The organism is Chlorobaculum sp. 24CR, assembly GCF_004118635.1.
Taxonomy (GTDB): Bacteria; Bacteroidota; Chlorobiia; order Chlorobiales; family Chlorobiaceae; genus Chlorobaculum.
In genome coordinates this window covers 14480-31237 of the sequence record NZ_SDGU01000033.1, presented here as the reverse complement: position 1 = coordinate 31237, position 16758 = coordinate 14480, and the positions used below count along the sequence as shown (strand labels likewise).

11 protein-coding genes are annotated in these 16758 nt (G+C 52.0%); 7 read left to right on the top strand and 4 right to left on the bottom strand.

Annotated elements, in window-relative coordinates:
• Positions 1-155: 155 nt before the first annotated feature.
• On the bottom strand, positions 156-470 hold the full coding sequence (locus EST62_RS07520) for a hypothetical protein (RefSeq protein WP_129051484.1): 315 nt from the start codon (positions 468-470) through the stop codon (positions 156-158).
• A gap of 301 nt (positions 471-771) precedes the next feature.
• Between EST62_RS07520 and EST62_RS07515 the strand changes: the two genes are divergently transcribed.
• From EST62_RS07515 to EST62_RS07500, 3 genes are all read left to right on the top strand, one after another.
• Positions 772-1329: a hypothetical protein gene (locus tag EST62_RS07515; RefSeq protein WP_129051483.1), complete on the top strand. Its 558-nt coding sequence runs from the start codon at positions 772-774 to the stop codon at positions 1327-1329.
• Positions 1330-1538: 209 nt separating this feature from the next.
• On the top strand, positions 1539-2456 hold the full coding sequence (locus tag EST62_RS13650; protein ID WP_209019420.1) for a hypothetical protein: 918 nt from the start codon (positions 1539-1541) through the stop codon (positions 2454-2456).
• A gap of 635 nt (positions 2457-3091) precedes the next feature.
• Positions 3092-7300, top strand: a complete 4209-nt coding sequence (locus EST62_RS07500) for a PAS domain S-box protein (protein ID WP_245153518.1) — start codon at positions 3092-3094, stop codon at positions 7298-7300.
• A gap of 99 nt (positions 7301-7399) precedes the next feature.
• On the opposite strand, the gene EST62_RS07495 is transcribed toward EST62_RS07500, so the two are convergent.
• From EST62_RS07495 to EST62_RS13475, 3 genes are all read right to left on the bottom strand, one after another.
• Positions 7400-8134 (bottom strand): response regulator transcription factor, encoded by a 735-nt coding sequence (locus EST62_RS07495; RefSeq protein WP_129051482.1) that lies wholly within the window; start codon positions 8132-8134, stop codon positions 7400-7402.
• A 175-nt stretch (positions 8135-8309) separates the two neighbouring features.
• Positions 8310-12137, bottom strand: coding sequence for a PAS domain-containing protein (locus EST62_RS07490; protein WP_129051481.1), 3828 nt, complete (start codon positions 12135-12137; stop codon positions 8310-8312).
• A 405-nt stretch (positions 12138-12542) separates the two neighbouring features.
• Positions 12543-12698, bottom strand: a complete 156-nt coding sequence (locus EST62_RS13475) for a hypothetical protein (RefSeq protein WP_167599238.1) — start codon at positions 12696-12698, stop codon at positions 12543-12545.
• 919 nt (positions 12699-13617) lie between these two features.
• On the opposite strand from EST62_RS13475, the gene EST62_RS07485 reads away from it, so the two are divergent.
• From EST62_RS07485 to EST62_RS07470, 4 genes are all read left to right on the top strand, one after another.
• The gene (locus EST62_RS07485; RefSeq protein WP_129051480.1) at positions 13618-14172 is read left to right on the top strand and encodes a polymer-forming cytoskeletal protein; all 555 of its coding nucleotides are present in this window, start codon (positions 13618-13620) and stop codon (positions 14170-14172) included.
• A 131-nt stretch (positions 14173-14303) separates the two neighbouring features.
• Positions 14304-14684: a transcriptional regulator gene (locus EST62_RS07480; protein ID WP_129051479.1), complete on the top strand. Its 381-nt coding sequence runs from the start codon at positions 14304-14306 to the stop codon at positions 14682-14684.
• A gap of 122 nt (positions 14685-14806) precedes the next feature.
• A complete protein-coding gene (locus tag EST62_RS07475; protein WP_129051478.1) occupies positions 14807-15355 on the top strand; it encodes a hypothetical protein in 549 nt (182 codons plus the stop codon).
• Positions 15356-15531: 176 nt separating this feature from the next.
• Positions 15532-16752: a nitrogen regulation protein NR(II) gene (locus tag EST62_RS07470; protein ID WP_129051477.1), complete on the top strand. Its 1221-nt coding sequence runs from the start codon at positions 15532-15534 to the stop codon at positions 16750-16752.
• The last annotated feature ends 6 nt before the right edge of the window (positions 16753-16758 follow it).

The following is a 16758-nucleotide window of genomic DNA, read 5'->3' as shown; positions in this document are numbered from 1 at the left end:
TCCCGTTTAGCGCTGAAAAAGCTGGAATATAGCCTATTACCGCCGGAACCCGCAGGAATCGCCACCGAAATCGGGATCGGGATAAAACCATCAAGCCTGCGACAAAAAAAAGCCCCGTTTCGCGCGGGGCTTCCGGTTGTGATTCTCAACCGCGTTTACACACCTTCCTGCTCACCGGCAGGCTCCAGCTCGGAGGTGGCGAGCGTACCGATTTTGTTGGCGAGGTTGAGGTGCAGGTAAAGCGGCTTCTCCTGGCGCAGGATGCCGACCACATCCTCGAAGCGGCTCAGCGGATAGTGAATCGAGGGTTCAGGATTGCTCGCGTTCTCTGGAATGGCCGCGTCATCCTTGACGAAAACGATGCGCCCCACATACCTCCCCTCCTTGTAAACGTAGATCAGCGCCTCGTATGGATGAGCGCTGTAATACCAGATTTTGTAGCTGTCGAAATCAGCACGAATTGTTGCCATGCTACTCCTCCTTTCATCTTTTGTAATTAGAAATCAACGCCAAAGAACAACTGTATGCCCAAGGAATACGTATAAATAATTTATACAAATTTTTTTGCAAATATAACGTGAAAGAACATTCCAAAATCGATCTGGCATGGTGAAAAATTTCGGGTAAGCCTGAACTGCGTCAGGCAGTGACGCAAATACTTTTCATTTCAGCGATATTTTGAATACCATTATTGAATGAAACTTCGCCGGTCACGCACTGCTCCGGCTCCATCACCGGCGCTTCGACTCCGGACAACCATCCAAGACCGTAATGACCGCTATTGAAGAAACGCTCGCCTGGACCGAAATTCCACTGCCCGAAACGCTCAGAAACCTCACGCAGGAGGAGCAGGAGGCGCTCGCCGGTTATGTCAGAGAGGTGATAAAGAGCAAGACCGACGGCTTCGATGAGCTGTACCACGCCATCGGTTCGATCGTTCGGTTCATTCCGCACTTCATCGTCATTCCGCTCATGGTGGAGCACATCCGCCCGCAGATTTCCGCCGGCGTCTGCCGGACGATGGGCGTTGACCAGGCAGTCAACTACGCCAACGATCTGCCGCTCGAATACTTCAGCGAAGTGTCGCGCCATCTCGACAACGACCTCATGGCGCGGATTCTCGAAAAGATGAAACGCAACCAGGCCGAAAAAGTGATGCTGTTCGAGCTGCTGCACCACCGCTCCCACATGCTCGGCATCGCCGAACACCTCGACCGGCGAATGCTTGAATTCGTCGTGAAAAACCTCGATCTGAACGGTCTTCCGGAGGGCGACCCGGTCTTGCTGGCGCACAAGTCACTGAGTGAAAAATTACACAACCTGCACTGAGCAACAATGGCGAGCGAAGGTGCTGGAGATAACCAATAAACCGCCTGACCGTCATTTTCCGGCGCAGTTTTTTATAGATTGATGAAAGGTATTACCGGCAGAGAACGTCATACCTGTTGAAAAGGACGGAGTTCGGCTTCCTGTGTTGTTTCAGGGCATCGCGATTCCGCCGAGTGATGTTTACCATAATAAATCAAAGGAACCAACCTATGAAAAAATCACTCTTTCTGGCCGGCGCCGGGGTTGCGGGACTGCTGCTCTGCACAACGCCCCCGAACAATGCCAATGCTGAAGTCAATCTGAACATCAACCTGGGCGGCCCTCGTTATGTCGATGACTATGGCCCCGATTTCATCTACCTCGACGATTACGGTTTTGCCGTCTCCTACGGCTGGGACTACGATGTCATCCGGTATGGCGATTTTTACTTTATCTACCGTGACGGCGGATGGTTCCGCTCGCGCTACTACCGCGGGCCGTGGGCTCCGGTCGGATACCTGAGCCTGCCCTACCAGATCAGACGGCACCGATGGAATGACATCAGGCATCGCCGCGACCGCGAATACCGCCGCCATGACCGCAACTACTGGGATCGTCATTTCAGAGAACAGAGAATTCGCGATCGCAACAGACCGGACGGACGACCCGACTTCAGACCCGGCGACAGACCTGGCGGCAGACCGGACGGGCGTCCGGACGGCAGACCCGATGGACGGCCTGACTTCAGGCCCGGCGACAGACCTGGCAGCAGACCGGACGGACGACCCGACGGCAGGCCGGATGGACGACCCGATGGACGACCCGACGGCAGACCGGACGGACGGCCTGACTTCAGGCCCGGCGACAGACCCGATGGACGACCCGACGGCAGACCGGATGGACGACCCGACTTCAGGCCCGGCGACAGACCGGACGGCAGACCGGACGGACGGCCTGACATCAGACCAGGCGGACAGTCTGGCAGCAGACCCGATGGAAGGCCTGACCTCAGACCAGGCGGACAGTCTGGCAGCAGACCCGATGGAAGGCCGGACGGACAACGCAAAGACAGGGACGGTAAAAACTCTGACGACGACAAAAAAGACCGGGGTGGCAGACCCGACTTCGGTCCCGGCGGCAGACCGTAAATCGTAAGAACGGTAAACAAGGGCTGTCTCGGACTCCAACACGAGACAGCCCTTGTTACTTTACACGATCGAGAAATGGCGCTGCATTCTTTCACGACAAAAAGAAAACTCCATCCACACCCCTCCATCCTGCCTGTATTGCAGGTAAAGTTGCTTCCGATGACGCCATCCCCATCCGGGCGCAGGGCAAGGTCTGCCCCAAACCGAAAGCAATGCTTTCGCCATGAAGGTCATTATGCCGTAGTGGCGTGTCAAGAAAAAAATGACGGATATTCGTCATCGCGAGGCCCGACTTGTCGGGACGTGGCGATCCATCTTTTGTTGATTTCGCTGCTTCAGCATGGATTGCCGCGTCGCTAAGCTCCTCGCAATGACGGGGAATACACCAGACTGTTTGGTATTGACGTGACAGTAGTTAGTCGTATTGTTTCAACGCGAGCATTGCTTGCAGATCGCTGATTCGTGCATTGGGTGGAAAGGCCCGGCAGACATCGGGCAGAATCGCTCGTTTTTTTTCAGGAATTAAGCGTGATTAAGAATAGTTCATGAATGGAGGTTTGTTACATTTGTGATTTTTATAAGCTCTTTATATTCTAAAGACCTCAGCGCCAGCCCCTGGCCGCCTTACCACTGCAATGCCATCGATCATGAACGACAACGCCACCATGAACACTGCAAACAGCGAGAGTGAATCAGTCGTCCGCCATCTCGAAGCCGAGAATGCCGAACTGAAAAAAGAGCTGAACCGCCTCTCCCTGGTTATCGAAGGCACGAATGCAGGCTATTGGGATTGGAACATCCAGACCGGACTGGTGAGCATCAACAGAGCCTGGGCGGAAATGATCGGCTTTACGCAGGAAGAGCTGGGCCAGGTCACGATTGAAACCTGGGAAAGCTTTTGCCATGCCGGAGACCTGCGCAAAGCCACCGAGCTGCTTGAGGGTACTTTGCGCGGCGAAACCGATTTTTATGAGGCGGAAGTGCGAATGCGGCACAAAAATGGCCATTGGGTCTGGATTCTCGACCGCGGCAAGGTGTTCGAGCGTGACGTCAAGGGCGTGGCGCTCCGCATGACCGGATCGCATCAGGATATCACCGAGCGCAAAGTTGCCGAAGAGCAGCTTCGCAAAGAGCACAATCTCTTTCTGGAAGGGCCGGTCACGGTGTTCCGGTGGTTGAATCGCAAAGGGTATCCGACCGAATATGTCTCAGCGAATGTCACGGCTCTGTTGGGATACGCGCCATCAGACTTCACTTCAGGAATTATTGCGTATGCCGATATTATCCACCCGGATGATCTTGACCGGATTTTGATGGAAATTGAGAACTATTTCGCTGATTCCGAACGCACCTCATTTGAACAGGAGTACCGGATCATCCGTAAAGATGGCCAGATCGCCTGGATTTACGACTTCACGACCATAATCAGAAATGATGACGGCGCTATCACCAGCTTTGAAGGCTATGTGCTCGACAACACGATCCGGAAACAGTCGGAACAGGAAGTGGCTTACAACCGGCGGTTCGAGCATCTGATTTCAACGCTGGCCAACGAGTTCATCAGCGCCTCGGCCGAAGAGATCGACGCCATGATCGACAAGGCGCTGGAGGCGATCGGCAAGTTCGTCCATGCCGACCGGAGCTATATTTTCCAGTACTACGACAATCAAAAGCTCATGGACAATACCCATGAGTGGTGCGCCGAAGGGATCGAACCGCAGATCGATATTTTGCAGCACCTTCCGACCGCCGAGTTCGAGTGGTCAACGAAAAAAATCACCGCTGGCGAGGTCATTATCGTACCGGAGGTTTCGGAGCTGCCGAACGAAGCCGCCTCGGAGCGGGAGATTCTCCAGCAGCAGGATATACAATCCCTGATCCTCATTCCGCTCGTGTCGGGCAATGTGCCGTTCGGTTACATCGGCTTCGACGCCGTGCGGGAAGAACGGGAAGAGTGGCCAACCGGTTCCGCGTCGATCCTTTCTCTGGCCGGGGGCATCATCGCCAACGCATTGCAACGCCAGCAAGTCAGAAAACTGCTCCAGAGCGAGCTGGATCTGGCGCTCAAGTTGAGCGCCTCGCAGACATTCGAAGAGACCATGCAGCACTGCCTCAAGACCGCGATGGAGATTTCAGGCATGGACAGTGGCGCGGTCTATCTGCTCGATGAAAACGAAAAGACTTTGAAGCTTTTTCAGAGCAAGGGCACTTCGAACACGCTCGACCGTGAGCTTGCCACGTTCACGCAGAATACACCGGAATACCAGATCGTCACTTCCGGCAAAGCCGTGTACAGCGACCAGAACCCCGTGTTCAGAGAATGGGTGACGAACACGCTGAAAAATGAAGGACTGAAATGCTTCGCAGTGCTGCCGGTTTTCAGCAAAAACCGCCCCGTCGCCACCTTCAATATCGGCTCGCATACGCTCGATCATGTACCGGAGTATGCGCGCAAAGCGCTCGAAACCGTGACGTCGCATGTAGGCGCGGCCATCATGCAGGCAAAGCACGAAGAGCGGGTCAGCACGGTCAACCGCAATCTCGAAACCCTCTTCGAGTCTATCGACGATATGCTCTTCATTCTCGCCGGGAATGGCTCCATCGTGCACGCCAACTCCGCCACGGTCAACGCGCTCGGCTATTCGCTCGACGAGCTGCGCGCAATGAACGTGCTCGAAGTCCATCCACCGGAGCTTCGCAAACAGGCGCAACAAAAAGTCGAAGCGATGCTTGCCGGCGCTGAAACCCTCTGCGATATTCCGCTGCTGATGAAATCGGGCGAAAAGATTCCGGTGGAAACAAAGATCACCCGTGGCGTCTGGGACGGCAAACCGGTGCTCTTCGGCATCACCCGCAATGTTTCCGAGCGCCTCAAAAACCAGGCCGCGCTGGTCGAAAGCGAACGGAAGTTCCGCGAGCTGACCGAGAACCTGCCCTTCCCGCTCTTTGAAACCGACCTGCAAGGGGCCGTCAGTTATATCAACCTTTCGGGAATGGAGTTTTTCGACGTCTCAGCCGAAGAGGTCAAAGAGGAGATTTCAGCGTTCAGCTTCTGCTGGCCGGAAAACCTTGAACCGGCTCTGGCCAACCAGCAAAAAATCTTCTATCCGGGCTACAGCCCCAAGGGAAACGAATATACCATCGTGATGCGCGATGGCCGCGAGGCGCCTTTGCTGCTCTACAATTCGCCCATACGCAAAGAGGGAAAATTTGCCGGAATGCGCACCACGGCGATCGATCTCACCGAGCTGAAGCTGGCCGAGGCGGCGCTGCACGAAAGCGCCCTGCAGAAACGGATCAGCGAAGAGTTCAGAGCCATTATCAGCAATATCCCCGGCCTGGTGTATCACTTGTCGAGTGACAATCGCGCCAGACTCCTGTCGAGCGGCATACAGCCCTGGTCGCAGGCACTGATGCAGTCGAACCATGTAGAGTCACTCGACGACGCCATTGCCTTCGTCCATGCCGAAGACCGCCAGCTTGTTATCGATGCCTTCAACAAACTTCGCGCCAGGCAGAGTTCGACAACGATCACGTTCAGAATACCGGTTCCGGGCAATGAGGTCAAATGGGTCGAAAACCGCAGCACCAGCGTCTTTTCGGAAGAGGGTGCTTTTACGGGGATCGACGGCATTCTGTTTGACGTTACCGACCGGCTCAAAGCCCAGGAGGAGAATCAGCAGCTTCAGGCAAGCCTGCAAAAAACCCAGCGACTCGAAACCATCGGTACGCTGGCGGGCGGCATCGCTCACGATTTCAACAACATTCTCTCCCCAATCCTCGGCTATGCGGAGATGGGCGTGTTGCTGATGCCAACAGAGAGCAAGCCGCATGAGTTCTTCCGGCAAATCATGCTGGCAGGCGAGCGGGCGCAGAATCTGGTTGCGCAGATTCTGACCTTCAGCCGCTCGGAAGAGTCGGAACCGATTGTCGTCAACGTGCAGCCCATCGTCAAGGAGGCCTTGAAACTGCTGCGCCCCTCGATTCCCGTAACGGTCTCCATCGAGACCCGTTTCGGCAAGTGCGGCAACGTGCTGGGCGATCCGACACAGCTCCATCAGGTCATCATGAATCTCTGCACCAACGCCTTCCAGGCCATGCCGGAATCGGGCGGCAAGATAACCATCGAGCTTGCCGAGATGACGCCCGGCAGCGAGTTTCGTAAAAAACTGCCGAACCTGAAGGCCGACCGCTACGCGCAGCTCACCGTGGCCGATACCGGATGCGGCATGGATGCCGAGACGATGGAAAGAGTGTTCGAGCCGTTCTTTACCACCAAAGCTGTCAACAAGGGCACCGGACTCGGCCTTTCGGTGGTTCACGGCATTGTCAACAGCTTCAGCGGCGACATAACGGTGGAGAGCCTGCCCGGCAACGGCAGCACGTTCCGGGTTTTTCTCCCCATAATCGAGGAGGAGGCGATGATCGAGAAAATCGATAACGAACCCGACGAAAACCAGAGCAACGCGCGGGTGCTTTTCGTCGATGACGAGCTGGCCGCCATCGAGGTCATGCGCGTGATGATGGGCCACCTCGGCTTCAACATCGTCGGCGTGAATTCACCTATCGAGGCGCTTGCCGAGTTTCACAAGGATCCGGACGCCTTCGACCTGGTGATTACCGACCTCACCATGCCGGAGATGACCGGCATCGAACTGGCCAAACAGCTACACGAGCTCAATCCGAAACTCAGAATGATTCTGATGACCGGCTATGGCAAGAGCATCGAGAACCCTAACTCGCTCAGCCGCTACGGCATCTGCAGAATGCTGAAAAAGCCGGTCAGGCTCAACAAGCTCGCCGAGGCGATCAAGCAGGTCATAAGCGGCCAGGCGCATCTGTAACTTTCGAGGATCGGAGATTTGTCAACGGCAACAAAACCCTGACAAATCTCCGCGACTGCTGCACACCGCGCCAAACAGGGGTCACGCGAAAACAAAAATTCAGACAATATCGACACGCCCGGCAAAGATGTACCCAACGCCGTGCGAGGTTTTCAGCGGAATGGGAAGTTCGAGATCATCTTTTTTGCGCCGCAACCGGTGAACCAGCGCGTCGAGCGCCTTGTTGCCGAGTTCGTCATTGTCATAGGCGAGCGCCTGCAGAAGCGCCTGCCGCTCCACAACCCCATTGGGCGTCAAGGCCAGCTTCTCCAGGAAATCGAACTCCTTCGAGGTCAGCGAAACCCGGCTGCCGTGTGGCGCGATCAGGCACCCCTCCTTGCGCAGCAACGACCAGCGCGGTTCATCCGTTTTTTGAGCGGCTGATCCTTTGGCCGCCTGCGGCTCTTTTTCGTCCGGCTCCGTATCGATGCCGATCCGTCCGAGAAGGCTCTGAATCGAAGCCGCGAGTTCGGCGAAATCGATCGGCTTGACCAGATAAAGATCGGCTCCGGAGCGATAGGCCGTGATCTTGCTGTCGAGCGAAGCCTGGGCGGTGAGCATGATGATGCGCATGTCGGTATTCTTGCGGACGAATTCGGCAAGCACCAGACCGTTCTGGTCGGGCAAGCCAATATCGAGCACCGCAATCTGATACTGCTGCCTGCTGATGCTGTTGTAAAACTCCAGCGCGGATGCAACGCCGATAACTTCCATTCCGGCAAGCGCCAGATACTCTACCATGCTTTCGCGGAAATCGCGATCATCCTCGACGACAATGATATGATAATCAGCCATGGAAAATCGGTTATGAATAATTTTGCCGGATAATTATGAGTTCGGCGATTATAACTCTTAACAATTGCCCCGGACTTTAGTCCGGGGTTTATATATAACACAAAACAAATCAGGGCTTTAGCCCAATCTCTTCCTACGGTGGCATTTGCGATTTATTGTCGCTGAAGCAATTAACTCAAACATTCTTCCCGACAAGCGGCAAGGTGACGACCGCTTCGACTCCTGATTCGATGCCGAAGAGGCTCACCGCGCCATGATGATGCTCGATGATGTCTTTGACAAGCCACAGGCCAATGCCCGCTCCGCCGGTGTTGGCCGCGTTGCTGCCCCGCCGGTACTTCTCGAACAGCTCGTCGCATTCGGCGCTGGAAATGCTTTTGCCCTCATTCCGGATAGTGATGATCGCCTCGCCATTTTCCGCGCGGGACTCCAGCGCGATTGGCGAATCAGGCGGAGAGTACTTCCGGGCGTTATCGAGCAAATTGAAAATGGCCATGCCGAACTGCCCTTGCGCTCCGATGATTTCCGATCCATCGAGGTCACCTGAGTAGTGAATGGTTCGTTCCGGCCACATGGAACGGAACGCCTCGATCTGCGACAGAATCACCGGTTCGATCTGGAAGTTGGTTACATTGAACTCTTCCGACGACTCCTGGAGTCGGCTCTCCTGAATCGAAACCTCCATGACCCCGACCAGCCGCTCGATGGCCTGCTTGATCTTGTGCATCTCCCGCTGGTTGGAGTAATCCCCGCTTCTGCTTTTGAGTTCGATCAGATCGAGGTTGCCGCGAATGATCGCCAGCGGCGTGCGGTATTCATGAGAAATCATGCTGAGAAAGCGGTTCAGGCGCTCCACCTCCTCCTGCAACTGCTCCGTTCTCTCCGCCACGGCCTGCTCAAGCTGGTTGATGCTCGCCTGCTGAAGCTCCTGGACGGTAATATCGGTCAACATGAACAGCACATTGCGCTGCCCGGCAATGGTAATCGATTCGGCGGAAAACAAAATGGTAACGATTTTGCCCGCTCTGGTTTTCAACTGGAGCTGCCGGTTTGAAACCCTGCCCTGCTTCCGGAGCTGATACATGATGCTTTCGTACTCTTCGGGATCGAGATACAATCCCAAATCGCCATAGTTTTGACCAACCGCCTCTTTCTTTGAAAAGCCAAACAGCCTGAGCCATGAGGCATTGACATCGAACAACTCTCCGTCCTTAAAGTCTCCAATGCCAATGGCGACCGGTGAAAATTCAAAGATATTCCTGAATTTCTGCTCGCTCTCCTTGAGCAGAAGTTCGGCCTGCTTCCTGTCAGTAATATCCTGCACGATTCCCGACAGGTAGTAGATTTTCTCCGCCCTGTCATAGCTGAAAGCGCCGAAAACCCAGATCCATCGCAACCGGTTGTCGGCAGTACGTATTTTGCACTCAAAGGTGTGATCCTTGTGGGTTTTGCAACACTTCTTGACGGTTTCCCTGACTGTATCGCGCTCTTCCGGCACGACATGCTCAAGAAACGCCTCCAGCGACCACTCTTTTTCAATGGAGTCATAGCCGAAAATCCGGGCGTATTGCACGGTCCGCTGTGCGCTGAAATCCTTGAGGTCAATCGTCCAGATGCCAATGTTGCCTTTTTCAATCACCAGATTGAGTTGCTTCTGGCTTTTGCGCCTCTCCTCTTCCGAGCGCTTGCGATCGGTAATATCCATAATCATGCCGAGATAGCTGCCGGGCTGCCGGTCGGACGATTGCAACGGAACGCCCCGGCACATCAGCCAGTGAACGGAGCCGTCCGGATGGCAAACGCGGTACTCGACCGTGAAATCAACCATCCGTCGTGAAGCCGAGTTCATGGTCTGGAGCGTCAGCTCGCGATCTTCGGGATGCACGTTGGTTCCGCAGAGTTTGTGCGACGAAATGTTGCCCTGCGGCTCAAGACCGTAAAGCGCCCAAATCTGATCTGACCAAAAAAGCCTGTCGATTTTGACATCCCACTCCCAGATGCCCGCCCCGGTGGCTTCGAGGGCGAAATTGAACCTGAACTTGCTTTCTCGCAACTGGATTTCGGCCGTCTTTTGTTCGGTCATATCGATAACCGTTCCAATGTAACCCATCGTTTTGCCGCGCTCATCCTGCCGTGGCTTACCACGCGACATGAGCCAGTGAATGGAGCCATCCTCGTGAATCGTGCGGTATTCGACATTCAGCTCGCGCTGCTGGCGGGCGGCGGTGCTGACAACCCAGACAGCCATATCCCGGTCATCGGGATGAATGGCGTCCGCCCAAAGGCCGAAAGAAGCCTGATGGCCTTCGTTCCTCGGCAGCCCGTGCAAGAGCCACATCTCGTCGGACCAGATGTTTTCGTCGGTTTGCAGATTCCACTCCCAAACCCCGGCCCGCGCCGCTTCGAGAGCAAAACCGAGACGGTTGCGGTTTTCGACAAGATCCAGCTCGACCTGCTTGCGTTCGGTACTCTCGATGATAGCGCCGATATAGCGGACAAGCGCGCCTTTGGCATCGAAAACCGGCATTCCGCGCGAGGTAAGCCAGTGAACGGAGCCGTCGGGATGGACGGTGCGATACTCCGCGACAACGGCTTCGTGCTTTTCGCTCCCCTCCCTGACGAGCTGCGATACCATCTGCCGGTCTTCGGCATGGATCGTATCGATGCAAAGGTGATGATTGAGCGTCCGACTGCCGGGACTCAGTCCGTAGAGCTTCCAGACCTGTTCGGACCAACTCAACTCGTCCTTGCAGGCATTCCACTCCCAGATACCGGCGTGAGCCGCGTCCAGCGCATAATCGTAACGGATTTTGCTCTCGACAAGCTCTTGCTCCAGAAGTTTCTGCTCGGTAATGTCAATGACCGTGCCGATATAGCGTTCAAAGCCGCCCTCCTCGTTGCAAATCGCCATTCCCCTCGACATGAACCACAGAACCGATCCGTCCGCATGGCAAATCCGGTACTCTATGTTCATGTCTGTTCCGGAGCTGATCGAGTGCGCCGAGCTCTGAATGGTTTTTTCGAGATCGTCGGGATGGAGTACTCGCTTCCAGAGATCGTAGGTCAGTTGCTCTTTGTGCTTGTCGAGTCCGAAAAGCGTCCACATGCTTTCGGACCAGAACAGCTCGCCACGCTGTAAATCCTTTTCCCAGAAACCGGCGCGAGAAATCCGCATCACCTGCTCAATCATGGCCTTGCTTCTGGCCAGCTCATCCTCAAGCCGTTTTCGCCCGGTAAAATCTATGACAGAACCCACGTAACGCTCCGGCGAGTCGCCACTCGCGCCGTACACCGGCTTGCCGCTCATCGCAATCCAGCGGATCGAGCCGCCAGGCTGGCCGAGCCGGAATTCTATGTTGAGAGCGCCTCCGGTGCTGAGCGACGCTGCAATCGCACGGGAAAATTCTTCACGATCATCCGGCAAGAGCAAGACTTTGAACTGGTCGAGGGAGTGGCTCAGGTGATTTTTTTCAAGGCCGAATATCGGGCAGAGATCGCCGAACCAGTTGAGGTTGCCGGTTTTCAGCTCCCACGCCCAGATTCCGATACCGGTTCCGGGTAATGCCTGGGAAAGTCTTTCTTCATCAACACTCAGGCCAACATCGATTGTCTTGCTTTGGCGGGAACTGTCCTGAAGCTGGACAAACAGGCTTGCAATCGTTCCGGAGGAAGAGCGCACCGGATTCAGCAACACCGTGCATGTGCGGGCGGCGTCCTCAAACACCGTACCGCTGCCTGACTTGAGTACGGCGGCGCACTCGTTTTCAAGCACTCCGGCAAGCAGTGAAAAACGGGCATCTTCGGCAAGAAGGTCGTACAAACGGTGACCGGTGCACACGTCCACTGCTTTTCCGAAATTGGAGGCAAACCGTGAGTTACCGACCAGAATCTGGCCATCCGGCTTTATAATGACGGCAGGGTCAGGCAGTGACTCAAGTACAGAAAAAACGGTTGGCTGGTCGTTTTCTGCCGTCTGCTGGTTGTTGTTCGTGGTCGTCGGCATCGGAAATGAGCGGATAAAGCGCCTGATAGAAAACCTGTGGATGCGTCTTTTTTTGCTTATGCGGAAACCTTTTTACAAGAAACCACACCGCAGGCAACCGGAGAATCACCCTCGTTGTAACTAAAGTTACATTTTTTCACAAAATACCATAACCAGACAGAGGGCCGAAAAGGCTGGAATATCACCAATATCAGGATTACAGGATTTTTTGTACCAGATATCGTCACTTTTTCGCCATAGCGACAATCACTATGCAGAATGCGCCAGAAAAGTGTGGTGATCCCCGGCTGAGCTGAAAAAGCAGACGGAGCGAAAAAGCCAGAGCTGACAGTTGTAAGGCACCTGATTATCTGGGAACGAAACGTCCCTCGCGCCTTTGTTGCAAAGCATTTTCCGTTGAGACGGTTACTGAGGATTTCGCCCCCGGCTGTTGAGCACCAGTTCGGCAAACGGCTCTCTCAACAAGCGTTCAATAGTCGCGATGTTGCCATTGATTGATCCGCGCCACGAGCTTTTCAGCAATGCAACTCGATAAACCTGCTCGCTTTTCAGGCTTTTCAAGACTATCGTAATCAAGCCACACCGGCAATCAGGGACGTTACCGCATATACCCAGCCACATCCGGGACCTGCACAGACCTTGCCATGAAGCGCCCGGCATCTCAGGATTATAAGATTCCATACAGACCAACCCCTTGAAAAAACTATACATACGAGGTTTTCCAGTATTTTTATAATATTTATAACCAACTTTAATCAAAAAAGTTATACTTCTTGCATTTCTTATTTTTTTTCGCAATCTTTGACAAGAGTGAACGAGAAAAAAACAGCTTCTCAACATGACGGCAATGAAAAGGGCAAGGCATCCAGCAATCCTTCAACCTGAGCAGCATTCGATTTAAAATACTATAATAAAAACACTTATCGATAACCACAGAAAATTCAGGCTCTTTTATTGAAAAGGAGACCGTCGCATAATATCGCCGCTTTGCCGTCACAACAAAACGAAAAGTATTATGATACCGTATAAAAACATGAACCTGTTATCACCGATTGTTTCTTACGATTTTGGGGTTGACTGGATTCGCGTCGAATGGTTTGAAGGCGAAACCAGAACGTACCGGTATAGCGACACTGGAAAGCGCAATATCAATCGCATGATAAAATGCGCAAAGACGGGAAGAGGTCTCGCGACGTACATAGAAAGTAATAGGGATAAATTTAAGCCCGACAGCAAAAAATTCTGGGGATTCAAGTTTTTTTAATCCGCGCCATCAAGGCATCAAGCGCGCCAAAAACGCGGGCGACGAGAAAAAAGTATGGAGAGAAAGTCATAGTGAAGGCGAAATTCATTCAACGATGATTGACGCTCAGAGTACTCAGGCCGGGTGTTCGTGTTATTCATAGTTCACCCACCCGTGACCATGAATAACTCACTCAAAATGCTATTTCTTCAAATACAACCATAGACATTGAGTACGATGAGAAACAATCTGTTTTCCATAATAAAAAAAGATGCACACGCTTCCCCGGATTCACTCCCGCCCAGTCAGGAGAACAGCATCCAGACGCCCGCTCCTGATCCTGTAAAAAACAAGCCTGGCATACATAGTTTTCAGGAAAAAAGCTCGACCAACAATCACATCAACGCACCAACGAACACAATGAACCTTATTGCAAAAAGCGCAGTACTCGAAGGCACACTCATGATTGAAGGCGATCTCAAAGTCGAGGGCAAGATCATTGGAGACATCATTGCTAATGGCAATATCATGCTTGAAGATGGCGGGTTCATTGAAGGAAACGTCAAGGCATGTGCATTGATCGTTGGTGGAAGCTTCAAGGGAAATGCTGAAATTTCAGGAGAGTGCCTTGTCTCTTCAACGGGAAACGTCGAAGGCGATCTCGTCATAAACATCCTGAACGTCAATGCCGGTGCTCATGTTACGGGAAACATAAGCATGTACGAACAGCAACCAGAGGAATCAACGTCAATCAAAACCAACAATAAAGCAAGGCTTGCTGTATCGAATTGATAATCAAAGACAAACTATAACAAACAAAAAGTTTTGACTGGCATCGTGGATAGATCGGTCAGTTTTATGGGAAAAAATCGCAACATCCCCACTATGTATAATTACTGTTCTGATGTAAAAGGAGTATCAAGATGTACACAGAAGCCGTATGTAAAAAAAATGATTACAACCATCGACAGATTGACGCACTTTTCAATTCAAGAATCAGATTCGCATCAATAGCCTACTTATTGAGCGTACCTAAAGCGTCGTTTGTAGATATTCGAAGCCAAATCAAGACTACGGATGGAAATCTCAGTATTCATCTCAGAAAGCTGGAGGCATCGGAATATATAGAGTGTCTCAAATGTTTTGAGCACCGAAGACCTCTAAGCTATTTTCAAGTGACCAAAAACGGTCGGAGAGCATTTTATCAGCACTTGCTTTGTATGCAAAAATTCTGTCCCGTTGATACGGGATTTGAAAGTGATACCCTGACAAATCTTAAAATTGCCATACTCAGTTCTGATTAATCAGACATGATGCAAGAGACCAACATTTTGCTCATTGGCAAAGAATAACATGGTCGTATATCGACCGCCTGAGATTTTTTTTCTCTACCGATAGTATTTATCACAAGAAAAAACAGTGCATTTTGAAAAAGTTCATCTTTCTTTTTATAGTTATTGAGCTGACCTGCGCCACTCAGGCTTTTACGGCGAATGCCAGCAACGAAGCTATCAATAGAGATAGCCGGGAAATAGTAACCTTTGCTGAGTCTTCAATAGACGAGAATGATGTTTATGCGCTAAACAGCGTTTCGCGCTCCGACGCAGGCAGTCATTCCCCTCACGCCACGAACAGTATTCGCGTAAGCCCTCCGGCCAGCATCAAGCCAAAAAAAAGCCTCGTAGCGCCGCACGATCAACCGGCCATCAATGGCGGCCAGAGCGTCGATCTTTCAGAGCCGTCAAGCATCATACTGCTCGGAGTAGGCACAGCTATCGCTATACTGGCAAAGTGGCTTAAATCATTAAAACTATCTCTGAAAAATAGCCATAAAACCTCGTTAAACAGCGTTATAAGCAACCCGAATACAAGGCGGAAAGAACGCAATATCCGAAGCGAGCCGCCGGTGCGCGAGGATTTCAATTGCGATCTTTCGCGAGCAAAGCAGCAATCAAAGCGCACAATAATTGTTTGAAAACTTATAAGAAATACACATCACTCCGATGTTGGAGCCGTTTAAAGAATAGTTCTCCCTTGAACATTTAACCGCCTTGAAAGATCGACTCATCAAGCTTGAAGATAATCTTGCTTGACAACTCTTTGACCCCAATCTTAAAGAGGCATCATTGAATATTTTTTTATACAAAAATCATGACAGAGCAAGTCGAGCCCCAAGAATACCTCGATACACCATCTCTACTTGAGATAATCCTGAACAACGCTGGCGATATTTTATGGGCCTATGATTTTAGTCAAAACCGATACACCTATGTTTCTCCTTCAGTGATTTCCCTGAGAGGTTTTACTCCGGATGAAATCGAGCAACAAAGCCTGTATGACGCTCTTACGCCGAGCTCTGCTGCAAAAGCACAAGTTCTGGTAGAGCAGCGCATCAAGAGAATCGAGGCTGGTGATTTATCTGCCCGTTTTGGAATAAATGAGTTCGAACAGGTCAGAAAAGATGGTTCTACATTCATGACAGAAGTCATGACAACCTTTATCAAAAACAATGCCGGCAAAGTTTCTGGTATTGTCGGTATCGCTCGTGACATCACCAAAAGGCTTGAAGAGGAGGATTACCGGAAAGAACTCGAAAATAAACTCTACGAAGCCCAAAAGCTTGAATCGATCAATCGTATTGTTTGTGGGATTGCCCATGAACTGAACAACAGGTTGATGCCGGTTTCGGGATATGCGCAACTTCTGGGCGAGATGTGTCAGGACAACGATGAATCACTCGAATACTGCCAGCAGATTTATAAATCCGCACACAATGCCAGCGCCCTCATTGACCAGTTACTCGATTACGCCGGCTCACAGTACCTGCAACTTGAAAACCTTGATCTGCATCAGGCAATAGTCGATATAGAACACTTCCTGCGCACTGTGATACCTGAAAATATCGTTATCAAGCGACAGCATGACGGCTCTTGCCCCTGCGTGAAAATGGACTTTGAAAAGCTCAGGCAGATTGTCTTCAGTCTTGCTTTCAACGCGCAGGATGCGATGTATGAAGAGGGCGTTTTGACCATAGATGTTCAAACCGTAACGCTTGATACAACGCTGGCGACTCAGTTCAAGATGCCGGAAGGTGAATACGCGCAGCTAACCATTATCGATACCGGCAAAGGAATCGATCCTTCGATTATGCCGAAAATATTCGAGCCGTTTTTTACAACGAAAGATTTCGGAATGGCTTCAGGACTTGGCCTCTCTGCCATTTATGGCATCGTAAAACAGCATTATGGAAATATCACGGTAAAAAGCACGATCAATAAAGGGACATCAGTAAGCATCATATTACCTCTTCATGAAACAGACCTGCCTATCGCGTTCAATACAGAATCGGGAAGCAATGCCCAATCGAAATAGCCGAAA

Bases quoted from the DNA above. Each gene is read 5' to 3' on its own strand.
- EST62_RS07515 (WP_129051483.1), top strand. From the start codon at position 772: ATGACCGCTATTGAAGAAACGCTCGCCTGGACCGAAATTCCACTGCCC.
- EST62_RS07470 (WP_129051477.1), top strand. From the start codon at position 15,532: ATGACAGAGCAAGTCGAGCCCCAAGAATACCTCGATACACCATCTCTA.
- EST62_RS07485 (WP_129051480.1), top strand. From the start codon at position 13,618: ATGAGAAACAATCTGTTTTCCATAATAAAAAAAGATGCACACGCTTCC.
- EST62_RS07520 (WP_129051484.1), bottom strand. From the start codon at position 470: ATGGCAACAATTCGTGCTGATTTCGACAGCTACAAAATCTGGTATTAC.
- EST62_RS13650 (WP_209019420.1), top strand. From the start codon at position 1,539: ATGAAAAAATCACTCTTTCTGGCCGGCGCCGGGGTTGCGGGACTGCTG.
- EST62_RS07480 (WP_129051479.1), top strand. From the start codon at position 14,304: ATGTACACAGAAGCCGTATGTAAAAAAAATGATTACAACCATCGACAG.
- EST62_RS07490 (WP_129051481.1), bottom strand. From the start codon at position 12,137: ATGCCGACGACCACGAACAACAACCAGCAGACGGCAGAAAACGACCAG.
- EST62_RS07500 (WP_245153518.1), top strand. From the start codon at position 3,092: ATGCCATCGATCATGAACGACAACGCCACCATGAACACTGCAAACAGC.
- EST62_RS07495 (WP_129051482.1), bottom strand. From the start codon at position 8,134: ATGGCTGATTATCATATCATTGTCGTCGAGGATGATCGCGATTTCCGC.